Raw genomic sequence first — 17,223 nt, 5'->3', positions numbered from 1 at the left:
AGGGTGCCAACGGTATAAAGGCTGTCATGGTTTTGCAATCATTCCTGGCGACCGCCGGGACGGATCATCCTGCGGCCGGCTGTGGCGCATGGGCGCTCAGGATCAGATCGACACTGCATTCGATGCGCTGCCGCAGGGTCTCGGCGGTCGGTCGCGGACAGCCGCCGATGAGCAGCCCGGTGGTCTGAATCCCCTGCCACATGCCAAGGAGCTGTTCAGCCGCCCGATGGCTGTCGTGCGGCCGCAGATCGCCGCGCGCCACCGCATCCGCCAGCAGACCCGCCAATTTATCGCAGGTTGCCTCAGCCCCTTCGCGATGGATCAACAGTCCGAGCCAGGGCTGCTGGACCGCCTGGGTCGCCAGCAGACGTTGCAGGGTCAGAAATTCATCCCCGGTCAGAAAGTCCATCAAACAGCGTCCGAAGTCGATGAGCGCCTGACGCAGGCTCTGAGGACCGGTTGGCAGTCCTTCCAGGGCGGCGGTCATCTGATCGCGCTGCGCCAGGATCACGGCGCGGATGATCCCCGGCAGATCGCTGAAATGGGCATAGACCGTGACCTTCGAGACCCCGGCCGCACGCGCCACCGCCTCGATGGTCAGGCGCTGGAGCCCCCCGGCAAAGAACAGAGACCGCGCGGCGGCGAGGATCGCCGCGTGCTTGGCGTCGTCCGGCGGTCGGCCACGGGTGCGGCGTGGTGTGGTTGGCGCGTCGGGCGCGCTGCCTGGTTGTGGGTAGGTCATGGATGCAGTCGGCTGGTCGGTGGATGAGCCTGAAAAGAACAGTTGAGATACCAGTCATCAGGCATCTGAATTAAGACAGGATTAAACCGCGCCCGGTGCGGTATGTGATGTTTGGGGATTGGGGCGGCCTTGGCAGCATCGACGACCGTTAGAGCTGGCGCGGTTTAAGATATTAAAAAATATAAAATTTTAAACCGCGCCTCCACTGAGGTCGATGACATCTCCAAAGCTAAACACAAAATGAAAATTACGCATATCGCGCTGGACGCGGTTTAACAAGATTAACAGGATTAAAACAATGCCTTAAAAATCCTGTGAATCCTGTCTGGATCCCCGTTGGCGATCCGGTCTTTCGTCTGATGGTTGTTGCGCCAAGGCTATTTACTAAACGATACCGTACAGCAATAATCACAGGGTCCGTCAACCCTGAGGAATCAACCGTGCGGCCTTTTGCTTTCACCATCCGTTTGGCGTTGACCAGCCTGATGCCGATCAGTCTGGTTCTGCTGTCGGCCTGCCAGCCAGATGCCCAGGAAGCGCCGCCGGAGGCGCCGCTGCCCTGGGTGCTGACGGCCCCCGTCGAAGTCTCGTCCAATGCGGCCTGGAGCCTGACCGGCACGGTGCATGCGCGGCACGAGATTCCACTGTCATTCCGGATCGGCGGCAAGATCCTGGAGCGTCAGGTCGATGCGGGTGAGCGGGTGACAGCGGGGCAGGTATTGTTCCGGCTCGATCCGCGCGATGTCATGCAGCAGCGCATCGCCGCCGAGGCGACGGTGGCGAGTGCGCGAGCCGAGACCGAAAACGCGGACCGCGAACGTGCGCGGCTGGCCGATATGCTCAAGAAAAAGCTTGCCAGTCAGCAGGATTATGACCGCGCCGCGACTGCCGCACGCGCAGCCAAAGAACAGTTGACGTCCGCGCAGGCGGCCCTGAAACAGGCGCTGAACGCCATTGAGTACGCTTCACTGACGGCCCCGGTCGCGGGCGTGGTGCTGGAGGTGAGCGGCCAGCGCGGTCAGGTCGTCACCGCCGGTCAGTCGCTCGCCGTCCTCGCGGAAGACGGTCGGCGCGAGGTGGAGGTCGATGTCCCGGAGGACCGGCGCGACGATCTGCCGCTCACCGCACAGGCCAGTCCCCTTGGCAGCGATCAGACCATCGCCGCCATCCTGCGCGAGATCGCCGGAGCCGCCGATCCCGTCACCCGCACCTGGCGCGCGCGCTATCAGTTGGCCGAAACCTCGGACACACTGTCGCTGGGCACGACCATCAGCCTGCGCTTCACGTCCGCGCTTGACGATGTGCGGCGTGTTCCCGTGGGCGCCATCCTGGAGCGCGGACAGGGCGCGCTGGTCTGGCGTCTGACAGACGACGGACGGGTGCAGCCCGAGCCGGTCGTGCTGCTGGGTCTCGACGGTGAAGCGGCGCGGATCCAGACCAGTCTGCCGCCCGGTACGCCAGTGGTCGCGCTGGGCGTGAACCGGCTTCAGCCGGGACAGGCGGTGCGGGTGCGGCAGCCATGAGTCGTTCACAGCATTCAAACCCCAGGACATCCGGCTTCAATCTCTCGGCGCTGGCGGCGCGCGAGCGGTCGGTGACGCTCTTTTTCATCCTGGCGACGGCCATCGCCGGTCTGCTTGCCTTTCTGCAACTGGGACGGGCGGAGGATCCGGCCTTTACCGTGCGGGTGATGGTGGTGTCGGCGACCTGGCCGGGGGCCAGCGCGCAACAGATGCAGGATCTGGTCGCCGATCCGCTGGAGAAGCGCATTTCCGAAGTGGATTATTTCTACAAAGTGGGGACGACCGCGCGTCCCGGACGGGTGGATATGCTGGTCGAGTTCCAGGATTACACGCCCTCGCCGAAGGTGCCGGATCTCTTCTATCAGGTGCGCAAGCGGATGCTGGACGCGATGTCCAGCCTGCCGGCAGGCGTGCAGGGCCCCTTCGTCAACGACGAATTCTCCGATGTCTATTTCGCGCTCTATGCCCTGTCCGCGCCGGATCTGCCGCCGCGCCTGCTGGTGCGTGAGGCCGAACGCATCCGCGACCGGCTCGCGCGGGTCGAGGGGGTGCAGAAGGTCCGCGTGCTCGGCGAGCGTCCGCAGCGGATCTTCGTCGAGTTCGATCAGACCCGTCTCGCCACGCTCGGACTGACCCCCGAAACGGTGAAGGACGCCCTGGATGCGCAGAACCGGCTCCTGCCGGCGGGTCTGATCGAAACCTCGGGGCCACGCATCTATCTGCGTCTGGAAAGCGGACTCGATGACCTGGAGGCGATCCGCGCGGTGCCGCTGCGGGTGGGTTCGGATCAGGACCGGCGACTCATCCGTCTGGGCGAGATCGCCAGCGTCGAACGCGGCTACGAAGATCCGCCCGGCTATCTGATCCGCGCCGGCGGTGAGGATGCGGTGCTGCTCGGGGTGGTGATGCGACGCGGCGACAACGGCCTGGAACTGGGCGCCCGTCTCGCTGATCTCGCCGCCAGTCTGGAGTCGGACCTGCCGCTGGGCATCGCCCTCACGCCCATCACCAACCAGGCCGACGCCATCGCCCATGCCGTCAACCTTTTCCAGATCAAATTCCTGGTCGCGGTCGGGGTGGTGATGCTGGTCAGCTTCGTCGCCCTGGGCTGGCGCGCCGGTCTGGTCGTGGGCATCGCCATCCCCCTGACCCTGGGGCTGACCTTTCTGCTGATGCTGATCCGGGGCGTCAATCTGGATCGGGTCTCGCTCGGGGCGCTCATCATCGCCCTCGGTCTGCTGGTGGACGACGCCATCATCGCCATCGAAATGATGCTGGTGAAGATGGAGGAAGGCTGGGACCGTCTGCGCGCCGCCGCCCATGCCTGGACAGTCACGGCCGCGCCCATGCTGAGCGGCACCCTGGTGACGGTCGTGGGTTTCGTCCCCATCGGTTTCGCACAGTCGGGCGTCGGCGAATATGCCGGCAACATCTTCTGGGTGCTGTCCTTCGCGCTGCTGGTCTCCTGGCTGGTGGCGGTGACCTTCACGCCCTATCTGGGCACGGTGCTCCTGCGTGCGCCCAAGGTCGCGGCGGCGAGTCACGACGCCGTCTACGACTCGCCGCGCTATCGACGCCTGCGCACCCTGATCCGGGGCTGCGTGCGTTACAAGCGTTGGGTGGTGGCCGCGACCTTCGGCCTGCTGGCGCTCGCCATCGCCGGTCTGGCCGGCCCGGTGCAAAAGCAGTTCTTCCCGAGTTCGGATCGGCCCGAGGTGCTGATCGACATCACCCTGCCGGAAGGCAGCGGCATCCGCGCGACGCTGGCGGTAACGGATCGGGTTGAGTCCAGTCTGCGGGAGGCGCCTGGATTGCGCTCACTATCGACCTACATCGGTGCGGGTGCACCGCGCTTTTTCCTGGCACTGAATCCCGAGCTGCCCAATCCCGGTTTTGCCAAGCTGATCGCGGTCGCCGAGAGTCCGGCGGCGCGCGATGCGCTCATCAATCAGATGCAGACGCGGATCGAAGCGGGTGAGTTTCCCGAGGCGCGGGTGCGGGTGCACAAGCTGCTCTATGGACCGCCGGTGATCTGGCCGGTGACTTTTCGGGTGGTGGGAGCGGATCCCCTGAAACTGCGCGAGATCGCCGACCGGCTGCGCGACCAGGTCGCCGCCCATCCCCACACACGGGACGCGCATCTGGAATGGGGCGAACGGGCGCCGGTGGCACGGCTCGCGCTGGATCCGGATCGGCTGCGTCTGATCGGCCTGACCCCGCGCGAACTCGCCGGGCAACTGCAATACGAGCTGTCCGGTCTGGTTGCGACCGAGATCCGCGAGGATGTCCGCAACGTCCAGCTCGTGCTGCGCGGCCTGCCCAACGAAACGGCGCGCGCCGGCACGCTTGCTGACCTCAATCTCAAGACCCAGGACGGACGCCGCATCCCGCTGGCTCAGGCCGGCGTGCTATCGATCGAATTCGAGGATCCGGTGCTCAAGCGTTACAACCGCGAACCCTTCATCGCCATCAACGCGGAGGTCGTCGATGCCCAGCCGCCCGATGTGACCCTGGACATCTGGAGCCAACTCGAACCGCTGCGGGCGCAACTGCCGGATGGCTACCGCATCGACATCGGCGGCGCCGTGGAGCAGTCGGGCAAGGCCGATGCGTCGATCCAGCGGGTGCAGCCCATCATGCTGGCGCTGATGCTGACGGTCATCATGCTCCAGATGCGCAGCTTCTCCGGCACCTTCATGGTGGTGGCCACCGCGCCGCTGGGGATCATCGGCGCAACCCTGGCCCTGTTGATCGCAGACAAGCCGTTCGGCTTCGTCGCGCTCCTGGGGCTCATCGGCCTGGCCGGAATCCTGATGCGCAACACGCTGATCCTGGCCAAACAGATCGAGGACAATCTGGCGCAGGGCATGGCCTCAGCCGCTGCCGTGGTGGAGGCAACGGTCGGACGCGCGCGTCCCGTGGTGCTGACCGCCGCTGCGGCTGTCTTTGCCTTCATCCCACTGACGACCGATACCTTCTGGGGACCGCTCGCCTATGTGCTGATCGGCGGCATCATCGTCGGCACCGCCATCACGCTGCTCTTCCTGCCAGCGCTCTATGCGCTCTGGTTCCGGGTGCGAACGGATGAAACGGGAAAAGAAAAATCATTTTAAATCATAAGCCAATGTGTCTGCGATCTACGGTCATGCCCATCAGATGCAGTACAGACAAAATTGGCGACATCAGCTTCAATTCAGTGATGACGACCGCCTGATTCTGGTTTGATTCGCAGATCTGATGGTAGATACCGCTGGGCGGCGATGACCACACCCATGCCGGTTACGATGAACCCGACCACTAAAAAACTGCTGGTTTTGACGCTCGAGTATCGTCAGTTCACCTAACTCGGCACTCGTACCTTTAGCAAAACCAGATGCCATTCTTTATCATGTCAAGCAACTGCCGCCGCGCGAGGCGGTAGATGGTGGGCTGTAGATTCTGTACCGGCGGTATTTGCAATCAATCTGGAGATCATCGTCCTATGTCACTACCGCATCGCTTGATTTTGCCTCATCGCGTGGCTGGATTTGGAGGCTGGCTCTTGGCCGGCTGGCTCGCGTGCCTCACGCCATCGCTGGCTGCACTCAATGATACCGGGGTAAAGACCTGCTCGGATGGGAGCCAAGGCGGACTACCCTGTCCGGTTGCGAATTTTCCCGGTCAGGATGCTGAATACGGCACCAACGGCTTTGATTTCACCAAGCTTGATGCCGACGGCAATGCCCTGCCGGCCGACGCCATTAATCATGTCTGTGTGCGCGATAACGTCACCGGGTTGACCTGGGAGGTCAAAACCGACGACGGCGGTTTGCATGACAAGGATTCAACCTTTAGCTGGCAAGACACCGAGGAGTACGCTCAGGACGTCAACGCGATCGGCCTTTGCGGTTTTCAGGACTGGCGCCTTCCCAGCGTGAAAGAGCTGACGGGGATTGTCGATTACAGTCGCACCTATCCCGGCCCTACGATCGATGTCGATTATTTCCCTAATACTCCAGACGGCCGCAATCGACCGGCATCGGATTTCTGGTCTTCCTCTTCTGGCGCCCGCGATCCGTCCAATGTCGCTTGGGAGGTCTTTTACGGTTTTGGAGGCGTCTACGTCGTTTCCAAAAATAACGAGAGAGGTGTACGCCTCGTACGCGGCAGACAATCGACTGAGTCCCGTTTCGTTGATAATGGGAATGGTACCGTCGTTGACCACGCCACGGGACTCATGTGGGGGAAATGCAGCGAAGGACAGGATGTCAGCCATTGCACAGGTCAGGCCAACACTGGACTGACCTGGCAGCAAGCCCTGACTGCTGCCAAGGATTCACGCTTGGGCGGCTACAGCGACTGGCGCCTTCCCAATGCCAAGGAACTGCAATCCCTGGTCGATTACAGCCACGATGCCCCCAGCATTGATCTCACTTACTTTCCCAATACCCCCTCGCTGGAATTCTGGTCCTCTTCGACTGGTTCGTGGCTGTGGTGCGTCGATTTCAACAGCGGTAAGGTTTCCGCTGACTATGGTCATTGCAAAGGCACGGGCTTTGCCACTCGCTTCGTGCGCGGCGGGCAGGTGTTTGATTTGACGGTTTTGAAGACCGGCGGTGACAATCACCGAGTGACCAGCGATCTGGCTGGCATCGACTGCGGGGACGATTGCACAGCCAGTTTCGCGACTGGAACGACGGTAACCCTGACAGCCACCCCGGCGAGCGGCTATCAGTTCAACGGCTGGAGCGGCGGAGGCTGTGCGGGAGCCGGATCCTGTACGGTCAAGATGACGTCTGCTCAGACTGTCAGCGCAGCATTCGTAAAGGGTCTGGCCCGCTTCCCGCTCTCGGTCAGCAAAGCCGGCGATGGCACCGTGACCAGCGACCCGGCGGGGATCAACTGCGGGACAGCCTGCACTGCAAATTATGCCACCGGCACCCGCGTGACCCTCACCGCGACTCCGGCAACTGGCGGCATGTTCGCTGGCTGGTCAGGGGCGTGCACCAACAGCAGTGGTACCTGTACGGTCAACATGACGATGGCCCGAAATGTGACCGCCAAATTTATCCGCCCGCAGATCACGGTCACCAAGACCGGCACCGGCTCGGGCCGTGTCACCGCGCCCGGCATCAATTGCGGGATCGATTGCAACCAGCCCTATAACCTCAACGCCCAGGTGACACTCACGGCCGCCCCGGCCAAGGGTTCCAGTTTCGCTGGCTGGACGGGCTGCACTCCGGTCGCAACCAATCCGAAACAATGTACGGTGACCATGAATGGATCCAAGAGTGTCAAGGCCAGGTTTAATACCACGACAGCCGGGACATTTGCTCTCACGGTCTATCGGAGCGGGGTGGGGTTGGGCACCGTCAGCAGCAATCCCGCAGGCATTGCTTGCGGATCCAGCTGTGTTGCCAATCTTCGTCAAGGCGCAGAAGTCACCCTGACAGCTACGCCAACTGCCGGCTCGACATTTGTCGGCTGGACAGGCTGCACCCCGCTTGCGAACAACCCCAAGCAATGCAAAGTGACCATGAACGCCGCTCGCATCGTCATCGCCAACTTCACGCGACCCTTGCTGACGGTCATCAAGGATGGAAATGGTGCGATCACCAGCGACCTGCCCGGAATCGTCTGTGGGGCGGATTGCACCCTTAGCAATCTCACTTGTAGATCGTCGAGAGAGTTGGATTTCCTTCGTCCTTCTACAGAGTCGAGATATGGCCGATCTTGATGCCGGTCCGTTCGGAAAGCTGCGCTTGACTCCAGCTCTTGTCCTGGCGCATTTATCGGATATTCCTGCCGAGAGACATGCTCTGCTCCGCTGACGACCGATGGCGCGATGGCGCAGCTTGGACATTTCAGCCTCGACCACGCAGAATGCACATCAGCAGCGGGGCCGTGCTCATTGCCAGCATCCGCCGCCGCGCCTCTTTAACAAAGACGACATCCAACAGAACCGAATCGCATCACCCATGGCTCAATACATCTTCACCATGAACCGGGTCGGCAAGATCGTGCCGCCCAAGCGCGTCATTCTGCGCGACATCTCGCTGTCCTTCTTCCCCGGTGCCAAGATCGGCGTGCTGGGTCTCAATGGCTCGGGCAAATCGACCCTGCTCAAGATCATGGCCGGGCTCGATACCGAGATCGAGGGCGAGGCGCGTCCGCAGCCCGGCATTCAGGTCGGCTATCTGTCGCAGGAACCGGGTCTGGATCCGACCAAGGACGTGCGCGGCAATGTCGAGGAGGCGCTTGGCCACATCACGGCGGCGCTCACCCGACTGGATGAGGTCTATGCGGCCTATGCCGATCCAGACGCCGATTTCGATGCACTGGCGAAGGAACAGGCCGATCTCGAAAATCTGATCGAGGCGACCGACGGTCACAATCTCGACCGTACTCTGGAGGTCGCCGCCGATGCGCTGCGTCTGCCGCCCTGGGACGCCGATGTCACCAAGCTCTCGGGCGGCGAGCGCCGCCGCGTGGCGCTGTGCCGGCTGCTGCTGTCCAAGCCCGACATGCTGCTGCTCGACGAGCCGACCAACCATCTGGATGCCGAATCGGTCGCCTGGCTGGAGCGTTTCCTGCACGAATATCCCGGTACCGTGGTCGCCGTCACCCACGATCGCTATTTCCTCGACAATGTCGCCGGCTGGATCCTGGAACTGGATCGCGGTCACGGCATTCCCTGGGAGGGCAATTATTCCTCCTGGCTGGATCAGAAAGAACAGCGTCTGGAGCTGGAACAGAAGCAGGAACAGGCCCGCATCAAGGCCATGAAGCACGAGCTGGAATGGGTGCGCTCCAACCCCAAGGGCCGGCACGCCAAGAGCAAGGCGCGTCTCGCCCGCTTCGACGAATTGCAGTCGCAGGAATTCCAGTCCCGCAACGAGACCAACGAGATCTATATCCCACCGGGGCCGCGTCTCGGCGAGCTGGTGATCGAGGCCAATGACCTGAAAAAGGGCTACGGCGATAATCTGCTTTACGAGAATCTGTCCTTCAATCTGCCGCAGGGCGGAATCGTCGGCATCATTGGCCCCAATGGTGCGGGCAAGACCACGCTCTTCCGTCTGCTGACCGGGCAGGAACAGCCCGACGCCGGCACCCTGCGCATCGGCGAGACGGTCCAGATCGCCTATGTCGACCAGAGCCGCGACGCGCTCGATGACTCCAAGACCATCTGGGAAGAGATCTCGGACGGTTCCGACCTCATCACCGTCGGTCGCTACGAGATGCCCTCGCGCGCCTATGTCGGGCGGTTCAACTTCAAGGGCACGGATCAGCAGAAGCGTATCGGCGATCTCTCGGGCGGCGAGCGCAACCGGGTGCATCTGGCCAAGCTGCTGAAAAGCGGCGGCAACCTGCTGCTGCTCGACGAACCGACCAACGATCTGGACATCGAGACCCTGCGTGCGCTCGAAGAGGCGCTGCTGACCTTCCCCGGCTGCGCCGTGGTCATCAGCCATGACCGCTGGTTCCTGGATCGGATCGCGACCCACATCCTGGCCTTCGAGGGCGATTCGCAGGTGACCTGGTTCGAGGGCAACTATGCCGACTATGAGGCCGACCGCCATCGCCGGCTGGGTAATGAGGCCGATCAGCCGCATCGTCTGAAATACCGGCGGCTGTCGGCCTGATCCGGTTTTCGACTGGAACAGGTATATGCTCCGCGCCACCCTCCTTCGCCAGCGCCTGCTGATCCTCTTCCTGGGCGGACTGCTGCTCTGGTTCTCGCCGCTGGCGTTGCAGTTCGAGGCCATGGGCCACTGGCTGGGGGTGCCGATTCTGTTTATTTATCTCTTCATGACCTGGGCGGCGATCATCCTGCTCGCCGCCTGGATCCTGACCCGAGGCCGCGACTGAGCGGATAAAGACGATGATGACCGGGCCACTCATCATTGGCGCTTCATTCATCTATCTGGCCCTGTTGTTCGCGATTGCCTACTGGGCGGATCGACGCGCCGATCAGGGGCGTTCGGTCATCGCGCATCCAACCGTCTATGCCCTGTCGCTGGCGGTCTACTGCACCGCCTGGACCTTTTACGGCAGTGTCGGGCGTGCCACCGATAACGGTCTGGGTTTTCTGCCCATTTATCTCGGGCCGACCCTGATCGCCCTGCTCTGGGGTTCGCTGCTGCTCAAGATGGTGCGGGTCAGCAAGTCCGAACGCATCACCTCCATTGCCGATTTCATCGCCTCGCGCTATGGCAAGAGTCAGGCGCTCGGCGGGCTGGTGACGATCATCGCGGTCATCGGCGTCGTGCCCTATATCGCGCTGCAACTCAAGGCCATCGCCTGGAGCTTCACCATCCTCCAGCATTATCCAGAGGTGCGGATGCCGGACTCGACATCCGCCCTGCCCTTCTGGACCGATACTGCTTTTATCGTGGCGCTGCTGCTTGCGGCCTTCACCATCCTCTTCGGCACCCGTCAACTGGATGCCAGCGAACGTCACGAGGGACTGGTGGCGGCGGTGGCCTTTGAATCCATCGTCAAGCTCGTCGCCTTTCTGGCCGTGGGTCTGTTCGTGACCTTGACGCTGCTCGGCGTGAGCGGCTCGGCGCTGCCCGGCAGCGGCGATGAGGTCCAGCTTGCCGCGCGGCTTGAGCCGCTGCTGGAGCCCGGCTTCGCGCCCGCTCAGGACTGGTTCGCGATCTCGCTGCTGGCGGCGTTCGCGGTCATGCTGCTACCGCGTCAGTTCCAGGTCGCCGTGGTCGAGAACAGCGACGAGCGCCACATCCGCCGTGCCATCTGGCTGTTCCCACTCTATCTGCTGCTGATCAATCTCTTCGTGATCCCCATCGCCATCGCCGGGCTGACGGCCTTCCCGGATGGCCGGGTGGACGCGGATACCTTCATGCTGACCCTGCCGATCCTGCTGGAACAGCCCTGGCTGGCGCTGCTGGTGTTCATTGGCGGGCTGTCGGCGGCAACCGGAATGGTCATCGTCGAAACCATCGCACTCTCGACCATGGTCAGCAACGATCTCGTCCTGCCCGCGCTGCTGCACCGCTGGCGCCGCCGTCCGCCCGACGCGGATCTGGGACGGCTGCTGCTCAACATCCGGCGCGGGGCCATCGTCGTCATCCTGGTGCTCGGCTATCTCTATTACCGCTTTGCTGGCGAGGCTTACGCGCTGGTCAGCATCGGACTCATCAGCTTCGTCGCCGTCGCCCAGTTCGCGCCAGCGGTGCTCGGCGGACTCTACTGGCGCGGCGGCACCCGCGAGGGGGCCATGGCCGGTCTGCTGGCCGGTTTTCTGGTCTGGATCTACACCCTGCTGCTGCCCTCCTTCGCCAAATCCGGCTGGCTCCCGCCCGCCTTCATGGAGTCCGGTCCCGGCGGACTGGATTTTCTCGCCCCGCTCGCGCTCTTCGGTCTGACCGGCTGGAACGAGATCACCCACGGACTCTTCTGGAGCCTGACGGCCAATCTCGGCGCTTTTCTGCTGGTCTCCTCGCTACGTGAGCCGAATGTCGCCGAGGCGGCGCAGGCGCGCATCTTTGTCGATGCGCTGCACCAGCGTCGTCCGACCAGCGCCCCGCGCTGGCGCGGTCGCGCCGAGATCGCCGAACTGATGGCGCTGGCCGAGCGTTTTCTCGGTGTCGCGCGCACCCGCGACGAGTTCGCACGCTATGCGCGCTCGCGCGGCGTCGAGCTGCCCGCCGATCTGCCTGCTGACGCCGAGACCGTCTATTTCGCCGAAACGCTCCTGTCCGGCGCCATTGGCGGCGCCTCGGCGCGGGTGATGGTGGCCTCGGTCACGCAGGAGGAAACCCTGGGTCTCGACGAGGTGCTGGATATTCTCGATGAAGCCTCGCAGATCCGCGCCTACAGCCACGAACTGGAGCAGAAGTCACAGGCACTGGAAGCCGCGACCACCGAACTGCGCGCGGCCAATCTGCGGCTGACCGAGCTGGATCGGCTGAAGGACGACTTCATGTCCTCGGTCACCCATGAGCTGCGCACCCCGCTGGCCTCCATCCGTGCCTTCTCCGAGATCCTCTGCGACGATCCCAAGATCGCGCTGGATCAGCGCCAGCATTTTCTCGGCATCCTGGTCAGCGAAACCGAGCGCCTGTCGCGTCTGGTCAATCAGGTGCTGGATCTGGCCAAGATCGAATCCGGTCACGCCGACTGGCTCACCGAGGCGGTCTCACTGCAAGGGGTGATCGAACAGGCGGTCTCGGCGACCGGGCAGCTCATCAAGGATCGCGGCATCCAGCTCAGTCTGGCGCTGCACCCGCAGCCGGCGGTCGTCTGGGGTGATCGCGACCGGCTGGTCCAGGTGCTGGTGAATCTGCTCTCGAACGCCGCCAAATTCGCCCCGACTGACACCGGTCGGCTGGAGATCCGGCTCTTTCCCGCGCCACCCCCGGCCACGGATCCGGCATCTGAGCCCGAAACCGCGCCGGTCGTGGCGCACTGGCGGGTCTGTGTCACCGACAATGGTCCCGGCATTCCCGAGGGCGAACTGGATCTGGTGTTCGAGAAATTCCGCCAGTCCGCCATCGGCGGAGCCAAGCCGGCAGGAACCGGCCTGGGATTACCTATCAGCCGTCAGATCATCGACAATCTGGGCGGTCGCATCTGGGCTGAAAACACGCCCCAAAAAGGTGCTACTCTCTGCTTCGATCTCCCTGCCCATCCTGCGGACTCCATCGACTGAAGGCATCATCATGAGCAAACGCATCCTGATCGTCGACGACGAGCCCAATATCGTTATTTCACTCGAATTTCTGATGATGCGCGAGGGCCATGAGGTGCGCGTGGCGCGCGATGGCGAGGCCGGTCTGGCGGCGGTGCGGACGCATCGACCGGACTTGGTGGTGCTCGATGTCATGATGCCCAAGCTCGACGGCTTCGCGGTGCTGGAAGCGGTGCGCGGCGATCCGACCCTTGCCGGCACCCGGATTCTGATGCTCACTGCCAAAGGACGTGAGGCCGAGCAGAACAAAGGGCTTGCGCTCGGTGCCGATGCCTATATGCCCAAACCGTTTTCGACCCGGGATCTGGTTGATAAGGTGAAGGAACTGCTGGCGCTGACCGGATGACCCTGGCACAAGTCTGCCCGGCATCTCCTGTGCGACCCTGCACCGTTGCGGTTCCATCGCTGAATGCAGACTCAGAGGCCCGTCATGACCGAGACCCATCCCCACGAGACCGGATCCGATTACACCCCGCTGCGGTCACTGGCGCACCGCCAGCCGCTGATGGTCACGCCCGCCACCACGCTGCGCGAGACGCTCTACCGCATCAGCCAGTCGCAGCATGATGCCGCCATCATCATCGATGCCGCGACCGATCTGCCGCTGGGTCTCGTCACCCTGCGCGACATGCTGCATGTCATCAGTTTCGAGGACGGCGATCTGGACGACCCGGTTGCCGCGCACATGCTCGGCGCCCCGCCCAACCTCGCCGCCGACGCACCCGTTCATCGGGCCAAGGTGATGATGGCGAAGAAGGGCGTCGCCCATCTGCTGCTGACCGAACCGGACGGGCGTCTGTTCGGGCTGGTCACTCAGGCGGATCTGCTCGGTCTGCGTGCGGGCGGCGCGGAGTCGCTGATCGCCGCCATCGGCGCCGCCCGCGATCTGGACGCCATGGTGCTCGCGGCGGATCAGGTGCGCCGACGCGGCGCCGAACTCTTCGCAACGGGGATGGGCGTCGAGGCGCTCTGCCAGTGGATGTCCGGGCTCAATGACCTGATCGGCATGCGTGTCATCGAGCTGATCGAGGACGAATTCGAGCTGCCGCCGGTGCCCTGGTGCTGGATCGTCTTCGGCTCGGAGGGGCGACTGGAGCAGACCTTCGCCACCGATCAGGACAACGGACTGCTGTTCGTCCCGCCTGAGCCGGAGAGCACGGACGCCATCCGCGACGCCTTCCTGCCCTTTGCGCAATCGGTGAACGAGGCGCTGCATCGCTGCGGTTTCGAGCGTTGCCGGGGCAACATCATGGCCGGCAATCCCGAGTGCTGTCTGAGCGCGGACGAATGGCGACAGCGTTTCGCCAACTGGCTGTGGGTGCCGGATCCGCAGGCGCTGCTGCACAGCACCATCTTTTTCGACTTCCGCCCGCTCTATGGCAGCAGCGAGCCGGTGGATCAACTGCGCGACTGGCTGATCGCCGAAGCGCCGGGCCACGACCGCTTCTTGCATGCGCTGGCCGAACAGACGCTCAGTGTCGCCCCGCCGCTGGGCTGGGCCGGTCAATTCACCTTCGACCGCAATCGCGATTTCCCCCACACCATTGATCTCAAGCTCCAGGGCGCACGCTATTTCATGGACGCCGCCCGTCTCTGGGCGCTGAAATGGGGCGTCTGGGCCACCAATACCGCCGAGCGGCTGCGCGCGACCGGCAGCGGACGCGGACGACTGGGCGAAGACACCGCCGCCGAGATCGAATCATTCCATCTGATTCAGCGTTTCCGCATCCATCAACAGCTCCAGACCAGGGATCCGGACGCCGTGAACCGCGTCGATCCGGACGATCTCAATGAGCTGCATCGACTGATGCTGAAGGAAGCCCTGAAGCAGGCACGCAAGCTCCAGTCGCGGTTACGGCAGGAGTTTCCGCTTTAAACCGCGTCCAGTGTGACATGCGTCATTTTCATTTTGTGTTTAGCTTTGGGGATGTCCGCGACCTCAGTGGAGACGCGGTTTAAAATTTCATATTATTGAATATCTTAAACCGCGCCGGCTCCAGCTTTCATCAATTCTGCCAAGGCCGATCCAATCCCCAAACATCACATACCGCCCGGGCGCGGTTTAGGAGATTGCCGGCAACGATCAGGGACGGTCTCGGAACATCTGCACTGCTGCACCAGCGCTTACAAAACCGCCCCCGGTCGCTGGTCAGTGAGCCAGTAGAAACGCAGCGGCGGAATCACCAGACGGGTGTTCAGGAGTGCCGGCGACTCGCCGGTCGCCAGATCCTTGACCTGTCCGAAACGGAACAATCCACGGTTGCCGAGATCCTTGAGATCCAGATACTGCGGCTGAAGATCGAAATTGGCGACCACCAGCACGCTGTCGGTCTGCATGGTCGGATGCGTGCGCAGAAAGGCGAACAGATGCGGGTTGGGCACGTCGAGCAGTTCGCGGTTATTGAAGTCGGCGAAGGCCGGCGTGCTCTTGCGCACCGCGATCAGACGTTTGAGACCATTGAACAGACGTTGCTCAACCGTTCCGGGTTCGCGCCGACGCTCGGCACGATTCCAGTCGATGCGCGGGCGATGGATCCAGCGGTTGTCGCCGGCCTTGTTGACATCGTCCAGAAACGAATTGTCGTTGAGGGTGCCCAGCTCGTCGCCATACCAGATCAGCGGGATGCCGCCGAAGGCCAGAATCATCCCGTGCAGGGTCAGGATCAGATTGACCGAGCGATCAATGGACTCGGTGTCGCCCGACTCCAGCGCAGTTTCCAGTCCGGCCAGCGAGGCGAGCGCCCCGGAAATGCGGGCGTCGCCGGTCCTGGGATTGACGCCGAAGGGCCGACCGCGACCGGGTGAACCCGCGAAGACGCCGGTGAACCAGTCCACCAGAAAGCGGCGGTGCGAATAGGGATCGTAATCACAGGCGCGGATGTCGGCATCGTCGAAACCCAGACCGATGTCGTCATGACAGCGCAGATAATTGAGCCAGGTCGCCCGGTCGAGCTTGCTGGGCAGGTTTCTGACCCCCTGATTGAGCAGCTTGGCGTTCCTGGTCGCGACCGCGTCCCAGAGTAGCGCCATGAAGGTGGCGTTATAGGCGATCTCGCACTCCTTGGCGATGATGGCGTCCTCACCGAAATATTTGATGATCTCGGATGGCGCAACGATGGCCTCGGCGATGAAGAGCACGCCGGGCGCGACCACCTGACAGCAGTCCTTCATGAGTTGCAGGATGAGATGCGCCTCGCGCTCGTTCTGGCTGGTGGTGCCGATCTTTTTCCAGAGGAAGGCCACGGCGTCCAGACGCACGACATCCGCGCCCTGATTGGCCCAGAAGAGAATGATGTCGAGCATTTCGATGAAGACGGCGGGATTGGAATAATTCAGATCCCACTGATAGGAATTGAAGACCGTCATCACCCAGCGTTCCATCGCCTCGTCCCAGGTGAAATTGCCGGGCGCGGTCTCGGGGAAGATCTCGGGCAGGGTCTCCTCGAACATGTCGGGCACGTCGCGGTTCGGGAAGGTGTAATAAAACTTCTGATACTCGGCATCGCCAGCGCGTGCGCGTTGCGCCCATTCGTGTTCATTCGAGGTGTGGTTGACCACGACATCGAGCGTGAGCAGCATGCCACGCTTGCGCATCGCCTCGGCCAGCGTCACCACATCTTCGACATTGCCGGCGCGCGGGTCGATGTCGCGAAAATCGCTGACTGCATAACCGCCATCGCTTGCCCCCAGCGGGCATCTGAGGATCGGCATGACATGCACCAGATTGACGCCGAGTTCCTGCAGATAAGGCAGGCGCTGCGTCAAACCCTGGAGATTGCCGGCGAAGCCGTCCGAGTAAAGCGCCATGCCGACCCATTCCTGGCTCAGAAACCAGTTGTGATCCTCCTCGCGCGCCATGTCGATCTGCTTGAGCGCCGCTGGACGCTCGATATAGGCACGCGCCAGACGTTCGGTGAGCTGGATGGTCTGTTGCCGGAAATCCTCGCGATGACCATACAGATGGTAAAACAGCGAATGGATGGCATAAAAGTTGGCGCCGAGCCGGGTATAGAAATGTCGGAGATCCTGGCGCGTGATGCGATGATCGAATTCGTCGAGGATATCGTTGAGCAGGGCGTGCGAAACCTGTTCGTACATATTTGTTCCGTTGAAAAATATAGACAGAATTAAACCGCGCGAGCTGCAACAATCGTCGATGCTGCCAAGCTCGCCTTGCTCAAGGCAAGCGGCATCGTCTTCGCTACACAGCGGGAGGCCAAGGCATGCGCTAAACTCGGCCTCGCACGCGATGCCTGCCTTGT

The 17,223-nt window shown here is 62.7% G+C and carries 10 protein-coding genes; 8 read left to right on the top strand and 2 right to left on the bottom strand.

Annotated features, from left to right (window positions below; genetic code table 11):
- Positions 1–64: 64 nt before the first annotated feature.
- Entirely contained in the window at positions 65–742 is a 678-nt protein-coding gene (locus EDC35_RS10130; protein WP_132977120.1) for a TetR/AcrR family transcriptional regulator, read from the bottom strand.
- A gap of 440 nt (positions 743–1,182) precedes the next feature.
- Here EDC35_RS10130 and EDC35_RS10125 point away from each other — a divergent pair, with 440 nt between their 5' ends.
- The 8 genes from EDC35_RS10125 (at position 1,183) to EDC35_RS10090 (ending at position 14,837) form a co-directional block, all read left to right on the top strand.
- Positions 1,183–2,265 carry an efflux RND transporter periplasmic adaptor subunit gene (locus EDC35_RS10125; RefSeq protein WP_132977119.1) on the top strand — a complete coding sequence of 361 codons (1,083 nt, stop codon included), beginning with the start codon at positions 1,183–1,185 and terminating at the stop codon, positions 2,263–2,265.
- Positions 2,262–5,378, top strand: a complete 3,117-nt coding sequence (locus tag EDC35_RS10120; RefSeq protein WP_132977118.1) for an efflux RND transporter permease subunit — start codon at positions 2,262–2,264, stop codon at positions 5,376–5,378. The genes EDC35_RS10125 and EDC35_RS10120 overlap by 4 nt, the downstream gene beginning before the upstream one ends.
- Positions 5,379–5,806: 428 nt before the next feature.
- On the top strand, positions 5,807–7,981 hold the full coding sequence (locus tag EDC35_RS10115; RefSeq protein WP_165903400.1) for a DUF1566 domain-containing protein: 2,175 nt from the start codon (positions 5,807–5,809) through the stop codon (positions 7,979–7,981).
- Between the two features lie 241 nt (positions 7,982–8,222).
- Positions 8,223–9,890, top strand: a complete 1,668-nt coding sequence (ettA, locus tag EDC35_RS10110) for an energy-dependent translational throttle protein EttA (protein ID WP_132977116.1) — start codon at positions 8,223–8,225, stop codon at positions 9,888–9,890.
- 25 nt (positions 9,891–9,915) lie between these two features.
- Entirely contained in the window at positions 9,916–10,116 is a 201-nt protein-coding gene (locus tag EDC35_RS10105) for a hypothetical protein (RefSeq protein WP_132977115.1), read from the top strand.
- Between the two features lie 13 nt (positions 10,117–10,129).
- A complete protein-coding gene (locus EDC35_RS10100; RefSeq protein WP_132977114.1) occupies positions 10,130–12,922 on the top strand; it encodes a sensor histidine kinase in 2,793 nt (930 codons plus the stop codon).
- Positions 12,923–12,932: 10 nt separating this feature from the next.
- Positions 12,933–13,307, top strand: a complete 375-nt coding sequence (locus EDC35_RS10095; RefSeq protein WP_132977113.1) for a response regulator transcription factor — start codon at positions 12,933–12,935, stop codon at positions 13,305–13,307.
- 84 nt (positions 13,308–13,391) lie between these two features.
- Entirely contained in the window at positions 13,392–14,837 is a 1,446-nt protein-coding gene (locus EDC35_RS10090) for a DUF294 nucleotidyltransferase-like domain-containing protein (protein ID WP_243651588.1), read from the top strand.
- Between the two features lie 248 nt (positions 14,838–15,085).
- On the opposite strand, the gene EDC35_RS10085 is transcribed toward EDC35_RS10090, so the two are convergent.
- On the bottom strand, positions 15,086–17,059 hold the full coding sequence (locus EDC35_RS10085) for an alpha-amylase family glycosyl hydrolase (RefSeq protein ID WP_132977111.1): 1,974 nt from the start codon (positions 17,057–17,059) through the stop codon (positions 15,086–15,088).
- Positions 17,060–17,223 lie beyond the last annotated feature (164 nt).

The sequence above is a fragment of the Thiobaca trueperi genome, from assembly GCF_004342175.1.
Taxonomy (GTDB): Bacteria; Pseudomonadota; Gammaproteobacteria; order Chromatiales; family Chromatiaceae; genus Thiobaca; species Thiobaca trueperi.
Note: the sequence above shows the minus strand (reverse complement) of the source record. Positions and strands in the feature narration are given on the sequence as shown.